The sequence below is a fragment of the Brachybacterium sp. AOP43-C2-M15 genome (assembly GCF_052446295.1).
Classification (GTDB): domain Bacteria; phylum Actinomycetota; class Actinomycetes; order Actinomycetales; family Dermabacteraceae; genus Brachybacterium.
In genome coordinates this window covers 152,207-170,432 of record NZ_JBQSWB010000006.1, presented here as the reverse complement: position 1 = coordinate 170,432, position 18,226 = coordinate 152,207, and the positions used below count along the sequence as shown (strand labels likewise).

The 18,226-nt window shown below is 73.6% G+C and carries 18 protein-coding genes; 8 read left to right on the top strand and 10 right to left on the bottom strand.

Annotated features, from left to right (window positions below; genetic code table 11):
• The first annotated feature begins 2 nt into the window (after positions 1–2).
• Positions 3–548 carry a DUF1990 family protein gene (locus tag ACT3SP_RS08520; protein WP_444586841.1) on the top strand — a complete coding sequence of 182 codons (546 nt, stop codon included), beginning with the start codon at positions 3–5 and terminating at the stop codon, positions 546–548.
• An 87-nt stretch (positions 549–635) separates the two neighbouring features.
• On the opposite strand, the gene ACT3SP_RS08515 is transcribed toward ACT3SP_RS08520, so the two are convergent.
• Positions 636–1,403, bottom strand: a complete 768-nt coding sequence (locus ACT3SP_RS08515) for an SDR family NAD(P)-dependent oxidoreductase (protein WP_444586840.1) — start codon at positions 1,401–1,403, stop codon at positions 636–638.
• Positions 1,404–1,428: 25 nt separating this feature from the next.
• A complete protein-coding gene (locus tag ACT3SP_RS08510) occupies positions 1,429–1,896 on the bottom strand; it encodes an AAA family ATPase (RefSeq protein ID WP_444586839.1) in 468 nt (155 codons plus the stop codon).
• Between the two features lie 127 nt (positions 1,897–2,023).
• Here ACT3SP_RS08510 and ACT3SP_RS08505 point away from each other — a divergent pair, with 127 nt between their 5' ends.
• The 4 genes from ACT3SP_RS08505 (at position 2,024) to ACT3SP_RS08490 (ending at position 5,706) form a co-directional block, all read left to right on the top strand.
• Complete coding sequence (locus tag ACT3SP_RS08505; RefSeq protein ID WP_444586838.1) at positions 2,024–2,425, top strand: RidA family protein; 402 nt, start codon at positions 2,024–2,026, stop codon at positions 2,423–2,425.
• Positions 2,426–2,627: 202 nt separating this feature from the next.
• Positions 2,628–4,340 (top strand): carbon starvation CstA family protein, encoded by a 1,713-nt coding sequence (locus ACT3SP_RS08500; protein WP_444586837.1) that lies wholly within the window; start codon positions 2,628–2,630, stop codon positions 4,338–4,340.
• A 113-nt stretch (positions 4,341–4,453) separates the two neighbouring features.
• On the top strand, positions 4,454–4,690 hold the full coding sequence (locus tag ACT3SP_RS08495) for a cory-CC-star protein (RefSeq protein ID WP_444586928.1): 237 nt from the start codon (positions 4,454–4,456) through the stop codon (positions 4,688–4,690).
• Positions 4,681–5,706 carry an ArsA family ATPase gene (locus tag ACT3SP_RS08490; protein ID WP_444586836.1) on the top strand — a complete coding sequence of 342 codons (1,026 nt, stop codon included), beginning with the start codon at positions 4,681–4,683 and terminating at the stop codon, positions 5,704–5,706. Before ACT3SP_RS08495 ends, ACT3SP_RS08490 begins: the two co-directional genes overlap by 10 nt.
• An 84-nt stretch (positions 5,707–5,790) precedes the next feature.
• On the opposite strand, the gene ACT3SP_RS08485 is transcribed toward ACT3SP_RS08490, so the two are convergent.
• The 4 genes from ACT3SP_RS08485 to ACT3SP_RS08470 form a co-directional block, all read right to left on the bottom strand.
• Positions 5,791–7,071 carry an FAD-dependent oxidoreductase gene (locus ACT3SP_RS08485; protein ID WP_444586835.1) on the bottom strand — a complete coding sequence of 427 codons (1,281 nt, stop codon included), beginning with the start codon at positions 7,069–7,071 and terminating at the stop codon, positions 5,791–5,793.
• Complete coding sequence (locus tag ACT3SP_RS08480) at positions 7,068–7,772, bottom strand: class I SAM-dependent methyltransferase (protein ID WP_444586834.1); 705 nt, start codon at positions 7,770–7,772, stop codon at positions 7,068–7,070. Before ACT3SP_RS08480 ends, ACT3SP_RS08485 begins: the two co-directional genes overlap by 4 nt.
• Positions 7,769–8,986, bottom strand: a complete 1,218-nt coding sequence (locus ACT3SP_RS08475; RefSeq protein WP_444586833.1) for a type III polyketide synthase — start codon at positions 8,984–8,986, stop codon at positions 7,769–7,771. The genes ACT3SP_RS08480 and ACT3SP_RS08475 overlap by 4 nt, the downstream gene beginning before the upstream one ends.
• A gap of 173 nt (positions 8,987–9,159) precedes the next feature.
• Positions 9,160–10,731 (bottom strand): MDR family MFS transporter, encoded by a 1,572-nt coding sequence (locus ACT3SP_RS08470; RefSeq protein ID WP_444586832.1) that lies wholly within the window; start codon positions 10,729–10,731, stop codon positions 9,160–9,162.
• A gap of 386 nt (positions 10,732–11,117) precedes the next feature.
• Between ACT3SP_RS08470 and ACT3SP_RS08465 the strand changes: the two genes are divergently transcribed.
• Positions 11,118–12,476 (top strand): M20/M25/M40 family metallo-hydrolase, encoded by a 1,359-nt coding sequence (locus ACT3SP_RS08465; protein WP_444586831.1) that lies wholly within the window; start codon positions 11,118–11,120, stop codon positions 12,474–12,476.
• 99 nt (positions 12,477–12,575) lie between these two features.
• Here the strand turns inward: ACT3SP_RS08465 and ACT3SP_RS08460 are convergent, their stop codons facing one another.
• Positions 12,576–13,250: a response regulator gene (locus ACT3SP_RS08460; RefSeq protein ID WP_444586830.1), complete on the bottom strand. Its 675-nt coding sequence runs from the start codon at positions 13,248–13,250 to the stop codon at positions 12,576–12,578.
• A complete protein-coding gene (locus tag ACT3SP_RS08455; protein WP_444586829.1) occupies positions 13,247–14,632 on the bottom strand; it encodes a sensor histidine kinase in 1,386 nt (461 codons plus the stop codon). Before ACT3SP_RS08455 ends, ACT3SP_RS08460 begins: the two co-directional genes overlap by 4 nt.
• A 310-nt stretch (positions 14,633–14,942) precedes the next feature.
• On the opposite strand from ACT3SP_RS08455, the gene ACT3SP_RS08450 reads away from it, so the two are divergent.
• A complete protein-coding gene (locus ACT3SP_RS08450) occupies positions 14,943–15,389 on the top strand; it encodes a hypothetical protein (protein ID WP_444586828.1) in 447 nt (148 codons plus the stop codon).
• Complete coding sequence (locus ACT3SP_RS08445) at positions 15,389–15,604, top strand: hypothetical protein (RefSeq protein WP_444586827.1); 216 nt, start codon at positions 15,389–15,391, stop codon at positions 15,602–15,604. The genes ACT3SP_RS08450 and ACT3SP_RS08445 overlap by 1 nt, the downstream gene beginning before the upstream one ends.
• Positions 15,605–15,773: 169 nt before the next feature.
• Here the strand turns inward: ACT3SP_RS08445 and ACT3SP_RS08440 are convergent, their stop codons facing one another.
• Positions 15,774–16,727 carry a response regulator gene (locus ACT3SP_RS08440; protein WP_444586826.1) on the bottom strand — a complete coding sequence of 318 codons (954 nt, stop codon included), beginning with the start codon at positions 16,725–16,727 and terminating at the stop codon, positions 15,774–15,776.
• Positions 16,724–18,166 (bottom strand): sensor histidine kinase, encoded by a 1,443-nt coding sequence (locus ACT3SP_RS08435; protein ID WP_444586825.1) that lies wholly within the window; start codon positions 18,164–18,166, stop codon positions 16,724–16,726. The genes ACT3SP_RS08440 and ACT3SP_RS08435 overlap by 4 nt, the downstream gene beginning before the upstream one ends.
• Between the last annotated feature and the right edge of the window lie 60 nt (positions 18,167–18,226).

Below are 18,226 nucleotides of genomic sequence, written 5' to 3'. Positions count from 1 at the left end.
TCATGTGCTCGCTCTCCGATCCCACCGGGCGGGAGGAGTGCGAGTCCGCGATGGTCACCGTCCCACTCGACGCGCTGGAGAGACCGCCCGTCGGGCACCGCCGCCTCCACCGCAGCGCGGTCCTCCTGGGCACGGACTACGAGCGCGCGCGGGCGGAGCTGCTGTCCTGGGCGGTGCACCGCCGCGCCGGTCTGCAGGTCCGGGCCACGCGCACGCCGCTCGAGGAGGGGACCGAGGTGCGGCTGCGCCTGGGTGTCGGTCCGCTGTCGGTCCTCGCCCCCTGCCGGGTCCTGTGGGTGGTCGACGAACCGGACCGTGCCGGCTTCGCCTACGGCACCCTGCCCGGACACCCCGAGTCCGGCATCGAGCAGTTCACTGTGTCCCGCAGCGGGAACGGGACGGTGCGCTTCCACCTCGACGCGGTCTCCAGGCCTGCCACCTGGTACGCGCGGCTGGGCGGACCCGTCGCACGACTCGTCCAGGAGGTCCTCACCCGGCGCTATCTCCGTGCGCTCTCGTCCGCCGAGGTCGAGCCGAGGACGACGTGACCAACGCGCAGCTCGGCCCGGACGTCACGGCCGCGGGGCGCGTTCACCGTCGGCTCAGCGCACCGGCTCCGTGGACCGCGCGCCGGCTCAGTGGACGGAGAAGCCGCCGTCCACCGCGATCGACTGCCCGGTGACGTAGGCCGAGCCCGGTCCGGCGAGGAACACCGCGGCGCCCGCGAAGTCCTCGGGCAGCCCGTTCCGGCCGACGAGGGTCCGCGCGGCGAGGGCGTCCACGCGTGCGGGATCGGAGCTCAGTCGCCGGTTCAGGGGCGTGGGCACGAAGCCCGGGATCAGCACGTTCGCCGTGACCCCCTGTGAGGACCAGGCCTCCGCCTGCACCCGGGCGAGTCCTTCCACGGCGGCCTTCGAGACGCCGTACGCGCCGCTGTCCCCGAAGGGTCGGTGCGCCTGCTGCGAGCTGATGTGGATCAGGCGCCCGAAGCCGCGCTCCGCCATCCCGGGGGCGAGCCGCTGGCCGAGCACGAAGGGGGCCTCGAGGTTCACGGCCATGGTCGCGTCCCAGGTGGGCTCGTCCAGCTCCGGCATCGGCGGCCGCAGGTTGATCCCCGCACAGCTCACCAGGATGTCGACCGCCCCGGCGGCGTCGGCCAGGGCGTGGGCGCCGGCGCGGGTGGAGAGATCGGCCTGCAGGCCCTCGGCGGTGCCGCCGTCGGCCCGGATCGCCGCGACGGCCTCGTCGATCGCGCCCGGCGTGCGGGCTGCGACCAGCACGCGCGCTCCCGCCCCGGCGAGGGCATCGGCGATCCCGCGGCCGATCCCGGAACTGCCGCCGGTGACCAGGGCGGTGCGTCCGTCCAGACCGAACAGGGAGTCGAGGGTGGTCGAGGAGCTCATCGCCGAAGCGTAGCGACCCCTCGCCTCAGCCGGTGCGGACCACGGTCAGGGGGCCCTCGTCCTCCGTCGGCGCCTGGAAGTGGTCGTAGTACCTCTCCGCGAGCGCCGGCGGCAGGCGGAAGTCGTCGCCGTGCTCCGCGGCCCGCGCCTCGATCCGGGCCAGCGCGGTGGACCTCTCGGCGACGACCTGCACGATCTCCGGCACGACGCCCGACGGGGCGAGCAGCGCCCGCCACCGGTCCCGCATCTCCCGGGACCAGAAGGACAGGTCGAGCACGACGTCCCGGCCCTCGTCCACGCAGGCCAGCAGGCGCTGCTCGAGGTCGGCGGCGATCGCGGTCCGCACCTCCTCGGGCAGCGGCATGGTGCGGTGCCCGCGCGCCCAGGCCTCGGTGTCCATCGACAGCCTCACCATGCCCTCGGTCTCCAGGCGGCGCGCGACGGTCGACTTCCCGGATCCCGCCGGCCCGCACATGAAGATCACCCTGACCATCCGATCAGCGTAGGGGAGGGGCCGATCAGCGTAGGGGAGGGGCGCCGGGAACGCCCGCGAGATACTGGGGGCGGGCGAGGCCGCCGCCGCGGGCCCCTCGCCTGCCGCCGCTTCCGAGGAGACCTCCATGAACATCACCCTGATCCGCTCGAGCGCCCTCTCCGACGTCGCCCAGTACGCCTACGCCGCGACCGCTCCCGCGAACTCGCGGCTGATCGTGCTGGCCGGGTCCTGCCCGCTCGAGGCCGACGGCTCCACCCATGCCCCGGGCGACTACGCCGCGCAGGCCGCGAAGTGCCTCGAGAACATGACCACGGCCCTGGCCGATGCCGGAGCCCGCGTCGAGGACGTGCTCTCCACGCGGGTCTCCGTCGCCACCACCGATCAGCGGGACCTGGTCACCGCCTGGAACGTGGTGCGCGAGAGGTTCGGGAAGCACGACGTGCCCAGCACCCTCGTGGGCGTCACCGTTCTCGGGTACGACGACCAGCTGGTGGAGATCGAGGCGATCGCCGCCGTCATCGACTGACGGGCGGGACTGCCTGACCTGCGACGGTGACCGCATCGTGACCGTCGCCGCGGCAGGGCGCGCCCGCCTCGGGGAGGGCTCTCCTCTACGATGCGAGGATCGCGCCCGACGAGGACCCGATGGGAGCGCGGCCACTGTCGGCCGTCGCTCCGGTCACCTGGTGGGGTGACGTGCTCCCGCCCCCCGACCGAAGGACAGTTCCATGAACTCCCTGGTCCTCGCCGTCGTCGGCGTCACCATGATGGTGGCCGGCTACCTCCTCTACTCCCGGTTCCTGGGCCGTCGCGTCTACCGGCTCAGCGCCTCCTTCCGCACCCCCGCCCATGAGCTGAAGGACGGGGTCGACTTCGTCCCCACCAACAAGTTCATCCTCTGGGGCCACCACTTCACCTCGGTCGCGGGAGCCGCCCCCATCGTCGGCCCCGCGGTCGCCGTGATCTGGGGCTGGCTGCCCGCCTTCCTCTGGGTCACCCTCGGCACCGTCTTCTTCGCCGGCATGCACGACCTCGGCGCGCTGTGGGCCTCGGTCCGCAACCGCGGCCAGTCCATCGGCACCTTGTCCGAGCGCTACATCGGCAAGCGCGGCAGCCGCCTGTTCCTGGTGGTCATCTTCCTGCTGCTGCTCATGGTCAACACCGTGTTCGCGGTGGTCATCGCCGGTCTGCTGGTGACCACCCCCACGGCCGTGATCCCCACCTGGGGCGCGCTCGTGGTCGCGGTGCTCATCGGGCAGGCGATCTACCGCCTGAAGTGGAACCTCCCGATCGTCTCCGCGGTGGGCGTGATCGCCCTGTACGCGCTGATCCTGCTCGGCGATGCAGTGCCCATCGTGCTGCCGGAGAACATCCTCGGCATCGGTGCCGAGCCGTTCTGGATCCTGGTGCTGTTCATCTACGCCGCGATCGCCTCGGTGCTGCCGGTGTGGGTGCTGCTGCAGCCGCGCGACTACATCAACGGCCTGCAGCTGTTCATCGGCCTGGGCCTGCTCTACGGTGCGGTGCTGATCTTCCATCCGCAGGTGGTCGCCCCCGCGGTGAACGCGAACGTCCCCGAGGGCACTCCCGGCATCATGCCGCTGCTGTTCGTGACGATCGCCTGCGGAGCCATCTCCGGCTTCCACGGCATCGTCTCCTCGGGCACCTCCTCCAAGCAGCTCGACAAGGAGACCGACGCCCGCTTCGTCGGCTACTTCGGAGCGGTGGGCGAGGGGCTGCTGGCACTCGGCGCGATCATCGCGACCACCGCCGGCTACCGCACCCTGGCGGACTGGGAGGCGGTGTACACGGCGTTCAACGAGGGCGGCGTCGCGGCCTTCGTCGAGGGCGGCGGAGCGATCCTGAACTCCGGCCTGGGCATCCCCACCTCGCTGTCCGCGACCATCCTCGCCACCATGGCGGTGCTGTTCGCCGCCACCACCATGGACACCGGGGTGCGCCTGCAGCGCTTCGTGGTCCAGGAGATCGGGCAGATCGTGGGCCTGCGGCTCGGCACCGCCGTCGCCACGCTCGTGGTGCTGGCGGTGTGCCTGGCCCTGGCCTTCGGGGCGGGCGCCGGCGGCACCGGCGGCATGGTGATCTGGCCGCTGTTCGGCACCACCAACCAGATCCTGGCCGGGCTGACCCTGTCGATCCTCGCGGTGATGCTGATGCGCAAGCGCCGCCCGGTGCTGCCGATCGCGATCCCGCTGCTGTTCGTGCTGTTCGTGAGCGTCTTCGCGCTGCTCGTGCAGATGGGCGACTTCTACTCGCAGGGCAACTGGCTGCTGCTGATCATGGACGTGATCATCCTGATCGCCGCGGTCTGGGTGATCGTCGAGTCCGCGATCGCCCTGAACCGGGCCCGCAGCGCGGAGCCGGACCCCGAGGACGAGGACGAGCTCGACTCCGTCGGCGCCGACGGGCGCCCGACGGAGTGAGACGGGCGGCCGACGGCGTGGGACGGGTGGCCGAGGGAGAGTCCGGCCCCGAGGGTCGTCCCGATGGTCGTGGTCCCGAGGGCCGTCGGCCCCTCGCGGAGCGCTGGCGGGCGCTGAGCGAGGGGCTGCGGGAGTTCTACGTCGCCCCCTACCGCCGCACCTTCGCCCGCGCCCAGCGGGACGAGGACGACCTGTTCCGGATGCTGGTGATGAGCGAGATGCTGGGCGTGCCGAACCCGGCCTCCTACTACACGGCCGAGCTGCTGCCCGTGCTCTACGACAGCTTCCACGACTGGCACCGACGGATGGGCATGGAGCGCTCCCCGCTGGAGGAGTACCGATGCTGCTGAGCCTCGCCGCACGGCGCCGTGTGCTGTTCCTGGGCGGCAAGGGCGGGGTCGGCAAGACCACCCTCGCCTCCGCGACCGCGCTCGCCGCCTCCCGGGAGGGCCGGCGCACCCTGCTGGTCTCGACCGATCCCGCCCACAACCTCGGGCACCTCTGGGACCGACGGATCGGGGACCGCGCCACCGCCCTCGATCCGACGACGGGCGGGCGGGGGACCGCGGGGCAGGGCCTCCTGCACGGGATCGAGATCGACCCCGACGCCACCACCGACCACCATCTGCAGGACGTCTCCCGCACGCTCAAGCGACTCATGCCCGCCGCCCTCGCGGGGGAGGTGGACAAGCACATGGAGCTCTCGCGCCGCTCGCCGGGAACTCACGAGGCGGCGGTGCTCGAGCGCATCACGGAGCTGGTCGAGCTCGGGCTGCGGGACTACGACCTGGTCGTCTTCGACACCGCCCCGACCGGGCACACCGCACGGCTGATGGCGCTGCCCGAGGTGATGACGGCGTGGACCGACGGTCTGCTGGCCCGGCGTGAGAGGTCCGAGAAGCTCGGCGCGGCGATGCGCGGGCTGGACGCGCCCGCGATCGTCGGCTCGGCCGCGCCGCGCGATCCGCTCGAGGAGCGCGACCAGGAGATCCGCTCCATCCTGCTGCGGCGCCGCGACCGGCTCGCCGGCCTGCGGGAGGTGCTCGTCGATGCCGGGACCTCGTCCTTCGCGATCGTGCTCGCCGCCGAGCGCCTGCCCGTGCTGGAGAGCATCGAGCTGCACGAGGAGCTCACCCGCACCGGTGTGGACGTGGGCGCCCTGGTGGTCAACAAGCGCATCCCGGCGGGGCGCGGCGAGTTCCTGGACCGCCGACGCGCCCTCGAGGACGAGCACCTCCGCACCCTCACCGCCGCCCTGCCGGACCTGCCGCTGCAGGAGGTCCCGCTGGGGGAGGAGGACGTGGTCGGGGCGGAGGCGATATCGCGGTTCGCCGCGGAGCTGCGCCGCGGGCAGCGCCGGAGCTGAGAACGCCGGTGCTGAGGGTGCCGGTGCCGAGAGCGCCGGTGCTGGGAGCGCCGGTGCTGGGAGCGCCGATGCTCGCGCCCCGGCTCACCCGGGCGGGAGTGACCCGGGCGGGAGCGCCTGCGCCCGGATCCCCGAGCGCCGCCGCATCGAGTAGGCGCGGGCGAGGCCGTGGCGCAGGGGCGTGCGCAGGAGGCCGCGCAGGAGGAGGTCGCGTGCCCGGGCGAGGGGGAGCGGCAGGGGGCGGCCCAGCGCCGTGTTCAGGTGCGCGAGACGCCCGGCGGCCCGGGCCGAGCGCAGGCGCGCCCGCTCGAGCTCGCGGAAACCCGGGGCCTGCTGCAGAGGGCATCTCAGCTCCCGGTGCACCGCATCCTCCAGCAGCGGGGCCAGGGCGAGCGCGTCCAGCCATCCCAGGGTCATGCCCTGCCCGCCGATCGGGCTGACCTCATGGGCGGCGTCGCCGATCAGCACCACCCGTCCCTCGACCATGCGCCGCGCGGTGCGCCGACCCACCCCGAACGCGCTGATCATGGTGTTCGTGCCCGGGTCGATCTGCGCACCGGTGCGGCGGCGGACCACCGCGGCCAGGTCCGCGGGAGTGCGGGCCGACGGGGCGGTCCCGGTGTGCGCGACCCAGCGGCGCACGGCCCCGGGGAGCGGGAACGACTCCACCACCCCGTCGGGTTCGAGGTGGATCCTCGCTCGCCCGTCGGCGCCCGGGTCGGCGAAGTCCCCCATGAGATACGTGTCCGGGTAGGTCGTGCGGCGCGCTCTGATCCCGGCCAGATCGCGGAGCATGCTGCGGGAGCCGTCGGCGCCGACCACGGCGCGCGCCCGCCATCGGACCGGACCCGCCTCGCCGGCGGCGCCGCGCGGTGCGGCCCTCCGGGCGGTCAGCGTCACGTCGCCCCCGTCGGCGTCGAGCCCGGTGACCTCGACCCCGCGATGCAGGGCCGCGGGCGCGAGCTCGGCGAGCCGCTCCTCGAGCAGCGCCTCGGTGCGGCTCTGCGGCAGGGAGAGCACGTAGGGCCGCTGCGGCCAGGCCCGTTCGAAGGTCACCTCGCCCAGCCGTCGACCGCGGCCGCGGGCCTCGCCGACGGCGATCGCGGCTCCCTCGGCGACGGCCGCCTCGTCCAGCCCCACGGCGCGCAGCGCCTCCAGCGCCGGCGGGTGCAGGCCGATCGCGCGAGAACGGGCCGACGGTGCCCGGCGCCGCTCGAGGACCACCACGTCCACCCCGCGCCGGGCGAGCAGGGCGGCCAGCAGCAGCCCGCACGGCCCGCCGCCCACGATCAGGACGTCGCAGCTGTTCCCTGCAGTGCGCCCCGACGCGCGCCGCGTGATGTGCCCCGTGGTGCGCCCCGTCATGCGCCGGGGGTCTCGTGCATCAGCAGGTTCCGCCACGGCCCCAGCTGCTCGACGCGCCACGGGGACGGTGCGAGCTCGCGCAGCTCGTCGGCCGTGCGGCTGCGGCGGATCGAGGTCAGCCCGTCCTCGCGGATGAACGAGCCCGGGAAGAAGGGCCGGGTGCCGATCGAGAACAGGGCATAGGCGGTGCGGCTGCGGGCGATGTCGCTGTGGATCACGCGCCGGCGGGCCAGGAGCTGCGAGTCGGACAGCAGCGCTGCGAGCTGCGGCTCGTCGAGGTGGTGGAGCAGATGGTTGGAGACCACCAGGTCCACCGAGCACCCCTCGGCGACCAGGTCGCCGCTGAGCGCCCGGCGGAAGGACAGTCCCGGCTCGGGAGGTCTGCGCTGTGCCCATGCGTGGGCACGGGGATCGGGGTCGATGCCGGTGATCTGCAGCCGGAAGCCGTCGCGGCGGGCCCAGCGGGTCAGGGCGCGGGTGAGGTCTCCGCCGCCGGAGCCGATGTCCAGCGCGGTGGTGGTCGTCCCGCGGCGCAGCAGCGGCCGCACATGACGACGGTAGGCGGTGCGCCAGCCGGCGACCAGGGCGTTGACGACCGGGAACTGCGCGTAGGTGCGCTCGAGCATCTGCCGGTCGCAGTCCGGGGCGTCCATCCGCTCGGCCGCGTGCCGGTCCCGGTGCTCGAGGGGCGGGAGGATCATGGCCTCGAGGTCGCTCCCGCGGAGGCCTCCGGGGCGCCCGCCGCCTCCGGCGCGCCGGCCGCCGTCGCCGCTGTCGCCGCTTCCGGCGCGCCGATCGTGGTCATCAGCCCCGTCTCCACGGTCAGGCCCGGCCCGAAGGCCATGCCGCACACCCGCTCCCGGGTGCCGGGGCGGGCCCGGTCCAGGATGTTCTTCAGGACGAACATGACGGTCGCGCTGGACATGTTCCCGTAGTCCCGCAGCGTCTCGCGGGCGGGCACCAGCTGCTGCTCGTCCAGGCCCAGCTTGGCCTCGACCTTGTCCAGGATGCTGCGGCCCCCGGGATGGATCGCCCACTGCTCGATGTCGCGGTACGACCTCCCGGTGAGGGACGGGTCGCGGGCCAGCAGCGGGGCCAGCGCCTCGACGATGTGCTCGTCGATGATGTGGGGGACGTAGGTGCCCAGCACCATCTCGAAGCCGTTGTCGCCGATGTTCCAGGCCATCGCCTCCTCGCCGACCGGGGTCAGCACCGTCTCGAAATGGTCCAGCTGCAGCAGCGGGGTGTCGGCGGGCTGGTCCCGGCCGGTCACGACCGCGGCGGCGGCCCCGTCGGCGAACAGGGAGGAGCCGACGATGGTGTCGGGATCGTTCGAGGTGCGCACGTGCAGGGTGCACAGCTCGACGCTGACCACCAGCACCACGGCCTCGGGATCGGCCCGGCAGATGGTCTGCGCCTGGCGCAGGGCGGGGAAGGCCGCATAGCAGCCCATGAACCCCAGGTGGTAGCGCTGCACCGAGGGCTTCAGGTCCAGGGCGCGCACGATCCGGTAGTCCGGGCCGGGGGCGAAGAAGCCGGTGCAGGAGACGGTGATGACGTGGGTGACGTCGGCCGCCTCGACCCCCTCCGCGGCGGCCAGGGCCTCCGTGGCGGAGCGGATGTACAGCTCCGTCGCCTCACGGGCGTAGACCCGGTTGCGGGCCCCGGTGGTGGGATTGAGGAACTGGCCGCTGGCCTGGTCGAAGAAGAGCGGCTCCTCGTCGGTCGGGGCGGCATCCCACTCGTCGACGGCGCTGTAGCGGCGCTCGATGCCGGAGGAGTCGAAGGAGGTGGACACCAGGCGTGAGCCGAGCCGGCTCAGATCGTCCTGGGCCAGGAAGACGTCCCGCAGCTCCTCCTGCGTCAGCTCGGTGCCGGGGACCGCGACTTCCAGGGATCTGATCGTGACCGTCATGGTTCATTGTCATCCATGGACCCTCCGGCACGACAGCCCCGGTACTCCTGCCCGCCGGAGGGCTTGACGGCACGACGGGGAGGAGCCGGTGGTGCGGCGGGCGGCCGCGCACGACGGGGCGCCCCCGGACCGTGCGGTCGGGGCCGGCGCGAGGCGCGGCCGGGCCGGGCGGCTCAGCGGGCCGGCTCGGCCTCCGCCGGGTGGGCGCGCAGGGTCACCGCGAGCGCCAGGCCGATCGTGCACATCACGCCGCCGACGGCGAACGCCCAGGTGGCGCCGTGGGCCTGGGCGACCTGCTCCGACGCCCCGGTCTGCGCCGAGACGACCGCGCCGAGGGTCAGCATCGCGATGAACACCGCGGTGCCGAGCGCCCCGGCCAGCTGCTGCAGGGTGTTGAGGATCGCCGAGCCGTGGCCGTACAGCGAGCGCGGCAGCGCACCGAGGGAGAGGGTCATCAGCGGGGTCATGACCATGGCCATGCCCAGCCCCAGCGGCACGTTCAGCGCGATGATCATGCCCGTGGTCGACTCGGCGTCGAGCAGGATCACCTCGAGCCAGCACACCAGCGCCATCAGCGCGATGCCGGGCACCACGATCGGGCGCGGGCCGAAGCGGTCGTAGAGCGCGCCGACGATGGGTCCCAGCAGGCCGGAGGCGGCGGCGCCCGGGAGCATGGTCAGGCCCACCTGCAGGGACGAGATGCCGAGCGCGCCGGTCATGTACAGCGGCAGCGCCACGACGGTGCCCAGCATGGTCGCGAAGCCCATCAGGATCACCAGCACGGAGACCGTGTAGGTGCGCACCGCCAGGGGCCGCAGGTCCAGCAGCGGCTCGTCGCCGCGGGCGAGCATGCGGAGCTGCCGGGCGGTGAACACGGCCAGGGAGAGCAGGCCCACAGCGGCCGCGAGCAGCGGAGCCAGGCGGCTGCTGCCGTCGACGATCGAGCTGATCGAGGCCAGTGCGTAGATGACGCCGCCGAAGCCGATCGCGGAGAGGACCACGGAGACGGTGTCGAGGCGCACCTTCTGCGGCTCGGTGTAGTTGCGGATGAAGAGCAGGCCGATCACCAGGGCGACGACGATGATCGGCAGCATCATCACGAACAGGTAGTGCCAGGACCAGCGCTCGAGGATGAACCCGGAGGTCGTCGGCCCCAACGCCGGGGCGGCCGAGATGACCACGCCCACCAGGCCCATCACCAGTCCGCGGGCCGTGATCGGCACCAGCGCCAGGACGGTGGTCATCAGCAGGGGCAGCACCATCGCGGTGCCGGCCGCCTGCACCACCCGGGCCGCCAGCAGCACGGGGAAGCTGGGGGCGACCACGGCGATCGCGGTGCCGGTCAGGAACAGCAGCATCGCGACGGTGAACACCGTGCGCACGGACAGCCGCTTCATGAGGAAGCCGGTGGTGGGGATGACCACGGCCATGGTGAGCATGAAGCCGGTCGAGAGCCACTGCGCGACGACCGCCGTGATCGACAGGTCGGCCATCAGCGTGGGCAGCGCGACGGAGAGCAGGGTCTCGTTGAGGATCATCACGAAGGCGGAGACCACCAGCACCGCGATGATCGGGGCGACACGGACTCCCGCGACGGGGTGGCCGTCGTGCACGGTCGTGGTCGGGTCGTCGGCGCCGTCGCGGGTGGCGTCCGCGGCGTCGGCGGACGCGGCACCGCCGGCGACGATCCCAGGGGTGTCGAGGGCGGGCAGCTCGCCGGTCGGGGTGGGGGTGGAAGCGCGCATGGTGAAAAGATGGTGCTTTCGTCTTCGAGGGTCCGACGGGCCGGAACCCGTCTGACCGCCTGCGACCCGTCGGGTCGGAGCGGTCGGGTCACCCACCGGAGCGGCCGACGGACAGCGTCCGCGACCGGGCATGATCCTTTCACGGCATCCTCGTTCTCGTCACGGTGATATCAAAGACATGGCGGACCGACGGATCGCGGGTCCGTCGGGGCTCCACGCCCCGATGGGCCGACGGCTCGACGCCCCGAGAGACCGACGCCCCGAGAGACCGACGCCCGGGGAGACCGACGCCCCGGGAGACCCACGCCCTGGGAGACCGGCGACCTGGGAGACCGGCGACAGGACGCCCCCGACCGCACGAAGCCCCCGACGGAAGGACCCACCCGGTGCCCCTCACCGACCCCACGCCCGAGCAGCTCGCCCTCGTCCAGGACGAGGCCGTGCGCATCACCCGGGACCTGATCCGCATCGACTCCTCGAACTACGGCGGCCACGATCCGGCCTCCTGGGGACCGGGGGAGCAGGAGGCCGCCGACTATGTCGTCGGGCAGCTCGAGGAGGTGGGTCTGGCGCCCGAGATCATCGAGTCGGCCCCGGGGCGCACGAGCGTGGTGGTGCGGATCCCCGGGGAGGACCGCGAGCGCGGGGGCCTCGTGATCCACGGACACCTCGACGTGGTGCCCGCGAACGCCGAGGACTGGTCCGTGGACCCCTTCGCCGCGGAGGTCCTCGACGGCGTCCTGTACGGTCGCGGCGCCGTGGACATGAAGGACATGGACGGCATGATCCTGGCCGTCGTGCGCCACCTCGCCCGCACCGGGCAGAAGCCGCCGCGCGACCTCGTGATCATCATGTTCGCCGACGAGGAGGCCGGCGGCACCTACGGCTCCCGCTGGATGATCGAGCACCGCCGGGACGTGTTCGAGGGCTGCACCGAGGCGATCAGCGAGGTGGGCGGATACTCGATCACGCTGCCGCGCCGGGATGGCGAGGGGGACGTGCGCGCCTACCTGCTGCAGACCGCCGAGAAGGGCTACGCGTGGCTGCGCCTGAGGGCCGCGGGCCGCGCCGGCCACGGCTCGGTCCCCAATGACGAGAACGCGATCGTGCGCCTGGCGCAGGCTGTCGCCGCGATCGATGCGCACCGGTTCCCCCGCGAGTACGTGGCCAGCGTGCGCACCCTGTTCGACACGGTCTCCGGGATCACCGGCACCCCGTGGGACGAGTCCGACGTCGACGCGTTCCTGCCGCTGCTGGGCGGGGCGCGTCAGTTCGTCACCGGCACCCTCGCCGACAGCGCCAACGTGACCACCTTCCACGCCGGCTACAAGGGCAACGTGATCCCCCAGACCGCCGAGGCCGAGCTCGACTGCCGCTTCCTGCCCGGCCACCAGGACGATCTGCTCGCCCTCATCGATGAGCTCTCCGGCCCGCACGTGGAGCTCGTCGTCGACAAGATCGGCATCTCGCTGGACGCCCCGCACGACACCCCCTTCGTCGAGGCGATGCACCGCTCGATCCGCGCCGAGGACCCGGGCGCGGAGCTGATCCCCTACTGCCTCAGCGCCGGCACCGACAACAAGCAGCTCGCCCAGATCGGCATCGACGGCTATGGCTTCGCCCCGCTGCAGCTGCCGGCGGACCTCGACTTCGCCCCGCTGTTCCACGGGATCGACGAGCGGGTGCCGGTGGACGCGATCCGCTTCGGCGCCCGTGTGCTGCTGCGTCTCGTGCGGGACTGCTGACCTCGCTCGCTCAGGACTGTCGGCCCGTCGGCTCAGGGCGTCGGCTCCGGCGGCTCACGGCTGTCGGCCCGTCCGTCGACGGCGGTCGGCCCCGTTCGTTCAGGGCGTCGGCTCGCCCTCGCCCGGCCGGACCAGCCCGGACTCGTAGGCGAGCACGACCAGCCGGGAGCGGTCCCTGGCCTGCAGCTTCGCCAGCAGGCGACTCACGTAGGTGCGCGCGGTGGCCGGGGAGAGGAACAGCTGCGCCCCGATCTCGTCGTTGGACAGCCCCCGCCCTACCAGCGACAGCACCTCCCGCTCCCGCGGGGTGAGGCCCTCCAGCAGGCCCGGGTCGGTGCTGGTGTGCAGCCGCGATCCGAGCTGCCCGAGCACCGTGGTGGTCACCGACGGCGAGAGCAGCGAGTCCCCGCCCGCGACCACCCGGATCGCGGAGCGCAGGTCCGCGGGGGCGACGTCCTTGAGCAGATAGCCGGCGGCGCCGGCGCGGATCGCGGACAGCACGTCCTCGTCCTCGTCGAAGGTGGTCAGCACGATGACCCGCACGCCGTCGAGGTCGCCATCGGCGGTGATACGTGCCGTGGCGGCGATGCCGTCCAGCTGCGGCATCCTGATGTCCATGAGCACCACGTCGGGTCGCAGCTCCCGCACCCGGGCGATCCCGGTGCGCCCGTCGGCCGCCTCGCCCACCACCTCGATGTCGCCGTCTCGCTCGGCGAGGGAGCGCAGACCGGTGCGCACCAGCTCCTGGTCGTCCACCAGCACGAGGCGGATCATGGCAGGGACCTTCCGTCGGGGTGGGGATGCTCGGGCGCGGGACTGTCGGGCTCGAAACGGTCGAGCTCGGGACTGCGGGGCGCGAAACTGTCGAGCTCGGGTCTGTCGTGCGCGTGACTGCGGGGCCGACGAGGGGGTGCGCCGTCGCGGTCGAGCCGCGCCGGCAGCTCCGCCTCGACCGTGAAGCCCTCGCCGGGGGTGCTGCGCAGGGCGAGAGTGCCGCCGAGCAGCCGGGCGCGCTCCTGCATGCCCAGCAGGCCCACGCCGGCCGACGGGGCGCGCAGATCCGCCCCGCCGCCGTCGTCGGCCACGAGCACGTGCAGCCTCCCGTCCTCGATCCCGGCCGTGACCTCCAGGGTCGTCGCGCGGGCATGGCGCAGAACATTGGTCACCGACTCCTGCACGATCCGGTACGCGGCGCCGTCCACGGCGGAGGAGAGATCGCCGGGAGCCACCTCGACGTGCTCGGCGACGCGCAGCCCGGCCGCACGCGCCGGGTCCAGCAGCGCGGGGAGGTCGGCCAGGGAGCGCACGTGCCGCGCGGACTCCGCCGCCCCGTCGGCCTCACCGTGCGCGCCGTCCGCACCGCCCCCGTCGCGCTCGTCGGCCGCCCTCCCATCCTCCGTACGCAGCAGGCGCACCATCGCCCGCAGCTCGGCGAGGGACTGCCTCGCCTGGTCACGCACCCGGGCGAGAGCCTCGGTGGCCGCGGCGTCATCGTGCCCGACGGCGTCGGCCGCGACCCCGCTGTGCAGGGAGATCACCGAGAGCGAGTGGCCGACCGTGTCATGCAGCTCCCGCGAGATCCGCTCGCGCTCGTCCCGCAGTCGCAGCTCCGCCTCGCGCCGGCCCTGCTGCTCCTGGAGCCGGGCGATCTGCGCCTGCTGCGCCGAGCGCAGACGGTGGGAGCGCACCGCGTGCCCGAGCGCGATCCCGGCCGCGCTGAGGGCGAGGTTCGTCATCGCGTCGGTGCCCAGGAGGATGCCCAGCGGCTGCGGGTCGTCCCGCACCCGGAAAGCCATCGCGACGGCCACCACCACCGCCCCGACGCCGATCGCCCAGCGCAGCCGACCCTGCTCGGCGGCCGAGAACAGAGCCGCGACCACCGGCAGCGCCACCCCGATCGTGGGCAGATCCAACGTGTAATAGGCGAAGGTGCCCAGGGCGCTGAGCACCAGCACCGCGACCGGCAGGCGCCTGCGAAGCAGCAGCACCGCACCGAAACCGGCCACGAACACCAGCGCGAGCGGCGAGGCGGGCAGGCCCTCCGCCGCCTGCGAGATCGTGACCACGACCGCCAGCACGACGGCGACGGCGACGGCGAGCACCGCGTCCATCACCCAGGGCGCGCGGCGGGTGGGGAGGAGCGGGGCGGAGGTCACCCCTCCAGCCTAGGAGGGCGAGGACGGCGGCGCCTCCGCCCCGGGGCCGTCGCGATGTCGCCTCTCGACGTACCCGTCCCCTCGACGGCGCGCGACCGACGGCGCTCCCCGCGACGGATGTGCAGGCAGTGCGGTGGAACCTAGCGTCTGGGACATGACTTCGCCTCAGACCCCGCCGCACCCGGACCCTTCGCACCCGAGCTCATCGCAGCCGGATCCCTTGTCCTCGAGCCCTGCGCACCCGGACCCTTGGCATTCGAGTCCTGCGCACTCGGGCCCTGTGCATTCGAGTTCTGCGCACTCGGGCCCTGTGCACTCGGGCCCGTCGACCGGGCCCCGCACCTCCACCGCCGCAGGGCCGCTGTCCTGGCCGCTGATCCTGGGCCTCGGTCTCCTCGCCCTCGCCCGCCCGATCTCCAACACGGTGCTGGATCAGCTGGGCCTCGACCTCGGCCCGATGATGCCGCTGCTCTGGACGGCGGTCATCACCGTGGTGTGGGTGGCGGCGGTGGGCCTGACCCGGACCGCTCGCCCCGTGCTCACCCTGACGCTGACCGGCATCGCCTACGCGGTGTGCGCGATGATCCTCAGCGGCGTCCTCTCCCCGCTGCTGCTGGGGCACCTCGCCGGTCCGCTCGCCAACCCGATCGCGATCGTGCCGATTCTCGCGACCAACGCCCTGTGGGGAGTGATCGCGGGACTGCTCGCACTGGCCGTGCAGCGTCTGCGCACCTCCCGCCCAGAGGGGAGAGCCTGATGCGCCACGTGGGCATGACACTGCTCGGCCTGCTCGGAGGCCTGCTCGCCGGTGTGGTCCTCCAGGACGTGCTCGCTCAGGCGCTGATCGCGGACGGGAAGGTGACGACGCTCGGCCTGGTGCTGCTGCCGCTGCTGCTGCCGCTCAGCACACTGCTCGGCGGAGGCATCGCCCTCGTGCTCAGCCTCACCCGCCCACGACGGAACGGCCGCTGAGCCCCACGCCGAGACGCGCCGTCCCTCGTCTGCGCGTTCCTGCGAGGTTCCTCGTCGCCTGGTGTGTCGGTATGGGGTGGCTGTACCGACGTGTCAGGCGACGTGGGCGCCGGCATGCTGCGGGGAGCCACGTCCGGGAGGCGCGGTCGTGCGGGATCGGGGCATGCGCTCAGCCGCGGTGCTGCTGCCACCACAGGGCAGCCTGCACCCGGGAGTCCAGCTGCAGCTTGGTCAGCGCGTGGGAGAGGTGCGACTTCACGGTGGTGATCTCGACGAAGAGCGCACTCGCGATCTGCTGGTTCGTCATCCCTTGCGCGACCAGCGCCAGCACGTCCTCCTCCCGTCCGGTGAAGGTCGGCGCGGGGCCGGCAGGGGCCCGGCCCGGGTTCTCGGGCACGACGGCGGGGGAGTCGGAGCCGGTGCTGCTGTCCGGCCGCGACCCGGCTCGGGGCGCGCCCGGCGTTCCCGCGGGAACGTCCTGCAGGTCGCCGCCCCCGTCGCCGGCACGGGCCCCGGCCCCGGCACCGCCCGAGCCCCCGGCCCCTGCACCGCCCGAGCCACCGGCCCCAGCACCGCCCGCGCCCTCGGCACGGACCCCACCGCTGCCACGGGCCGCGACGGGAGAGCCGCCACCAGCCTGCGCCCCCGCGTCGACGCCCCGCTCGCGCAGCGCTCCCACCACGGCTCGGGTCGCCGCGGCCGAGAGCACCGCATCGCCGCGGTGCACGTCCCGCACGGCGGCGAGGATCCGCTGCGGGTCCTCGGACTTCACGAGATAGCCGTCGGCCCCCGCCGCGAGCGCCCCGAGAACGTAGTCGTCGAGATCGAAGCCGGAGATCACCAGCACGTTCGCGCCGGTCTCCCGCAGGCGCGGGGTGATCTCGATGCCGGTCGCGCCAGGCATGCGGACGTCGGTGAGGACCACGTCCGGGCGGTGCGCACGGGCGGCCGCGAGTGCGGAGTCCCCGTCGGCCGCCTCCGCCACCACGGTGATGTCCGGTGCGGAGCTCAGCAGCGCGACGAGCCCCGAGCGCACGGCCGGGTGATCGTCGGCGACCACCACCCGGATCTGCGAGGCGGTCGTGTGGTCGTGCGCAGGTCCTCGAGAGGGGGGCGGGGTCATCGGCAGGGCTCCTCGGTGGACGGGACGGTGGACCGGGCCTCGTGATCTGCCGGAACGGAGCGCACGGGAGCGGGGGCGGCGGCAGCGTCGTCGGTCCCGGTGTCGTCGGTCCCGGTCGGCGGCCTGGTCGACGTCCCGGCCCCGGCCGCGATCTCCGCCTCGGCCTCGACGGGCGCAGCGGCCACGGCTCGGGCGGGCAGCTCCGCCCGCACCCGCCAGGTGCCCGCCTCGGGGGCGTCGGCCGGGGCGGGGCCGGAGGTCGCGGTGCCGCCCACGGCGGTGGCGCGATGGGCGATCGCGCCGCGTCCCACGCCGGTGCCCGGCAGGGAGTCGTCGGCACGGCGGTTGTGCAGTGCGAGCATCACTGCCCGCTCACCCACCTGCACATCCATCGTGATCGGGGCCCGGCCGTGGCGCACCGCGTTGGTCGCGGCCTCGGCGCCGATCCGCAGCAGCGCGGCCTGCACCGAGGGCTCCACCCGGGCGGGATCGGTGACCGCCGGATCGATCGTGACCCGCGCCTCGGGGTCTCGGCCGCGCAGGCGCGCGGTGAGCGAGGGCCAGTCGAGGGTGACCTGCGGCTGGGCGCCGGCGTCCTCGGCGGAGAGCACCCCGATCATCGAGCGCAGATCCCGCAGCGCGGCGTGGGCGGAGTCGCGCGCGGTGGCCAGGGAGCGGTCGCGGTCGCGGGGATCCTCGAGGGCGGAGGCGAGGTTGGTGTGCAGGGAGACGGCGCTGAGGTGCCCGGCGATGACGTCGTGCAGGTCGTGCGCGATGCTGCGCCGCTCGGTCTCCACGGCGTGGTCGGCGCGGGCGGCGGCGAGCTCGTGCTCGAGGTCCGCGAGCTGCTCCGCGGACTGCCGGGCGTCGCGATGGTGGCGCACCTCCCACCCCCACAGCAGCGGTGTCATCACCACCAGGGTCGCGATCATCGCGATGAGGAACACGAGGGGGCCGGACAGGCCCAGGCCCAGTCCCAGCAGGATCGCGGCCGCGGCCGTGGCGATCGCGATGCGCGTGGTCCACAGGGCCAGGCGCCGGCTGCCGTGCATCACCGGATCGAACAGTGCCTCGAACAGCAGGAAGTACGCGGAGATCTGCCCGCCCCCGATGATCTCGGCCACCCCGATCGGGCCTGCGACGGCGAGGGTGATCATCGGGTGCCGACGCCGCCAGATCAGGCTCACGCAGGCCACCAGCAGCAGCGCCACCGAGACCGTGCGCGACCAGGACCCGGACTCGACGAGGAACCCGGAGTTGCTCACGCCCGAGGCGGCCAGCAGCACCACCACCAGCGCGTAGAGCGCCGCGACCAGCAGATCCCGCGGCCCCACCGGAGGGGCCGCGGGCGCATCGGGATCCGCGGGGGGATCCGCGCGCGCGTCGGGGTCCACGGGCGCGTCGGGGTCCGCGGGCGCGGGACGCGGAGCGCTGGACATGTCTCGAGACTACGCGGCACCGGCCCGCCCCTCCCCGGTGCGACAGGGAGTTCGTCCCTT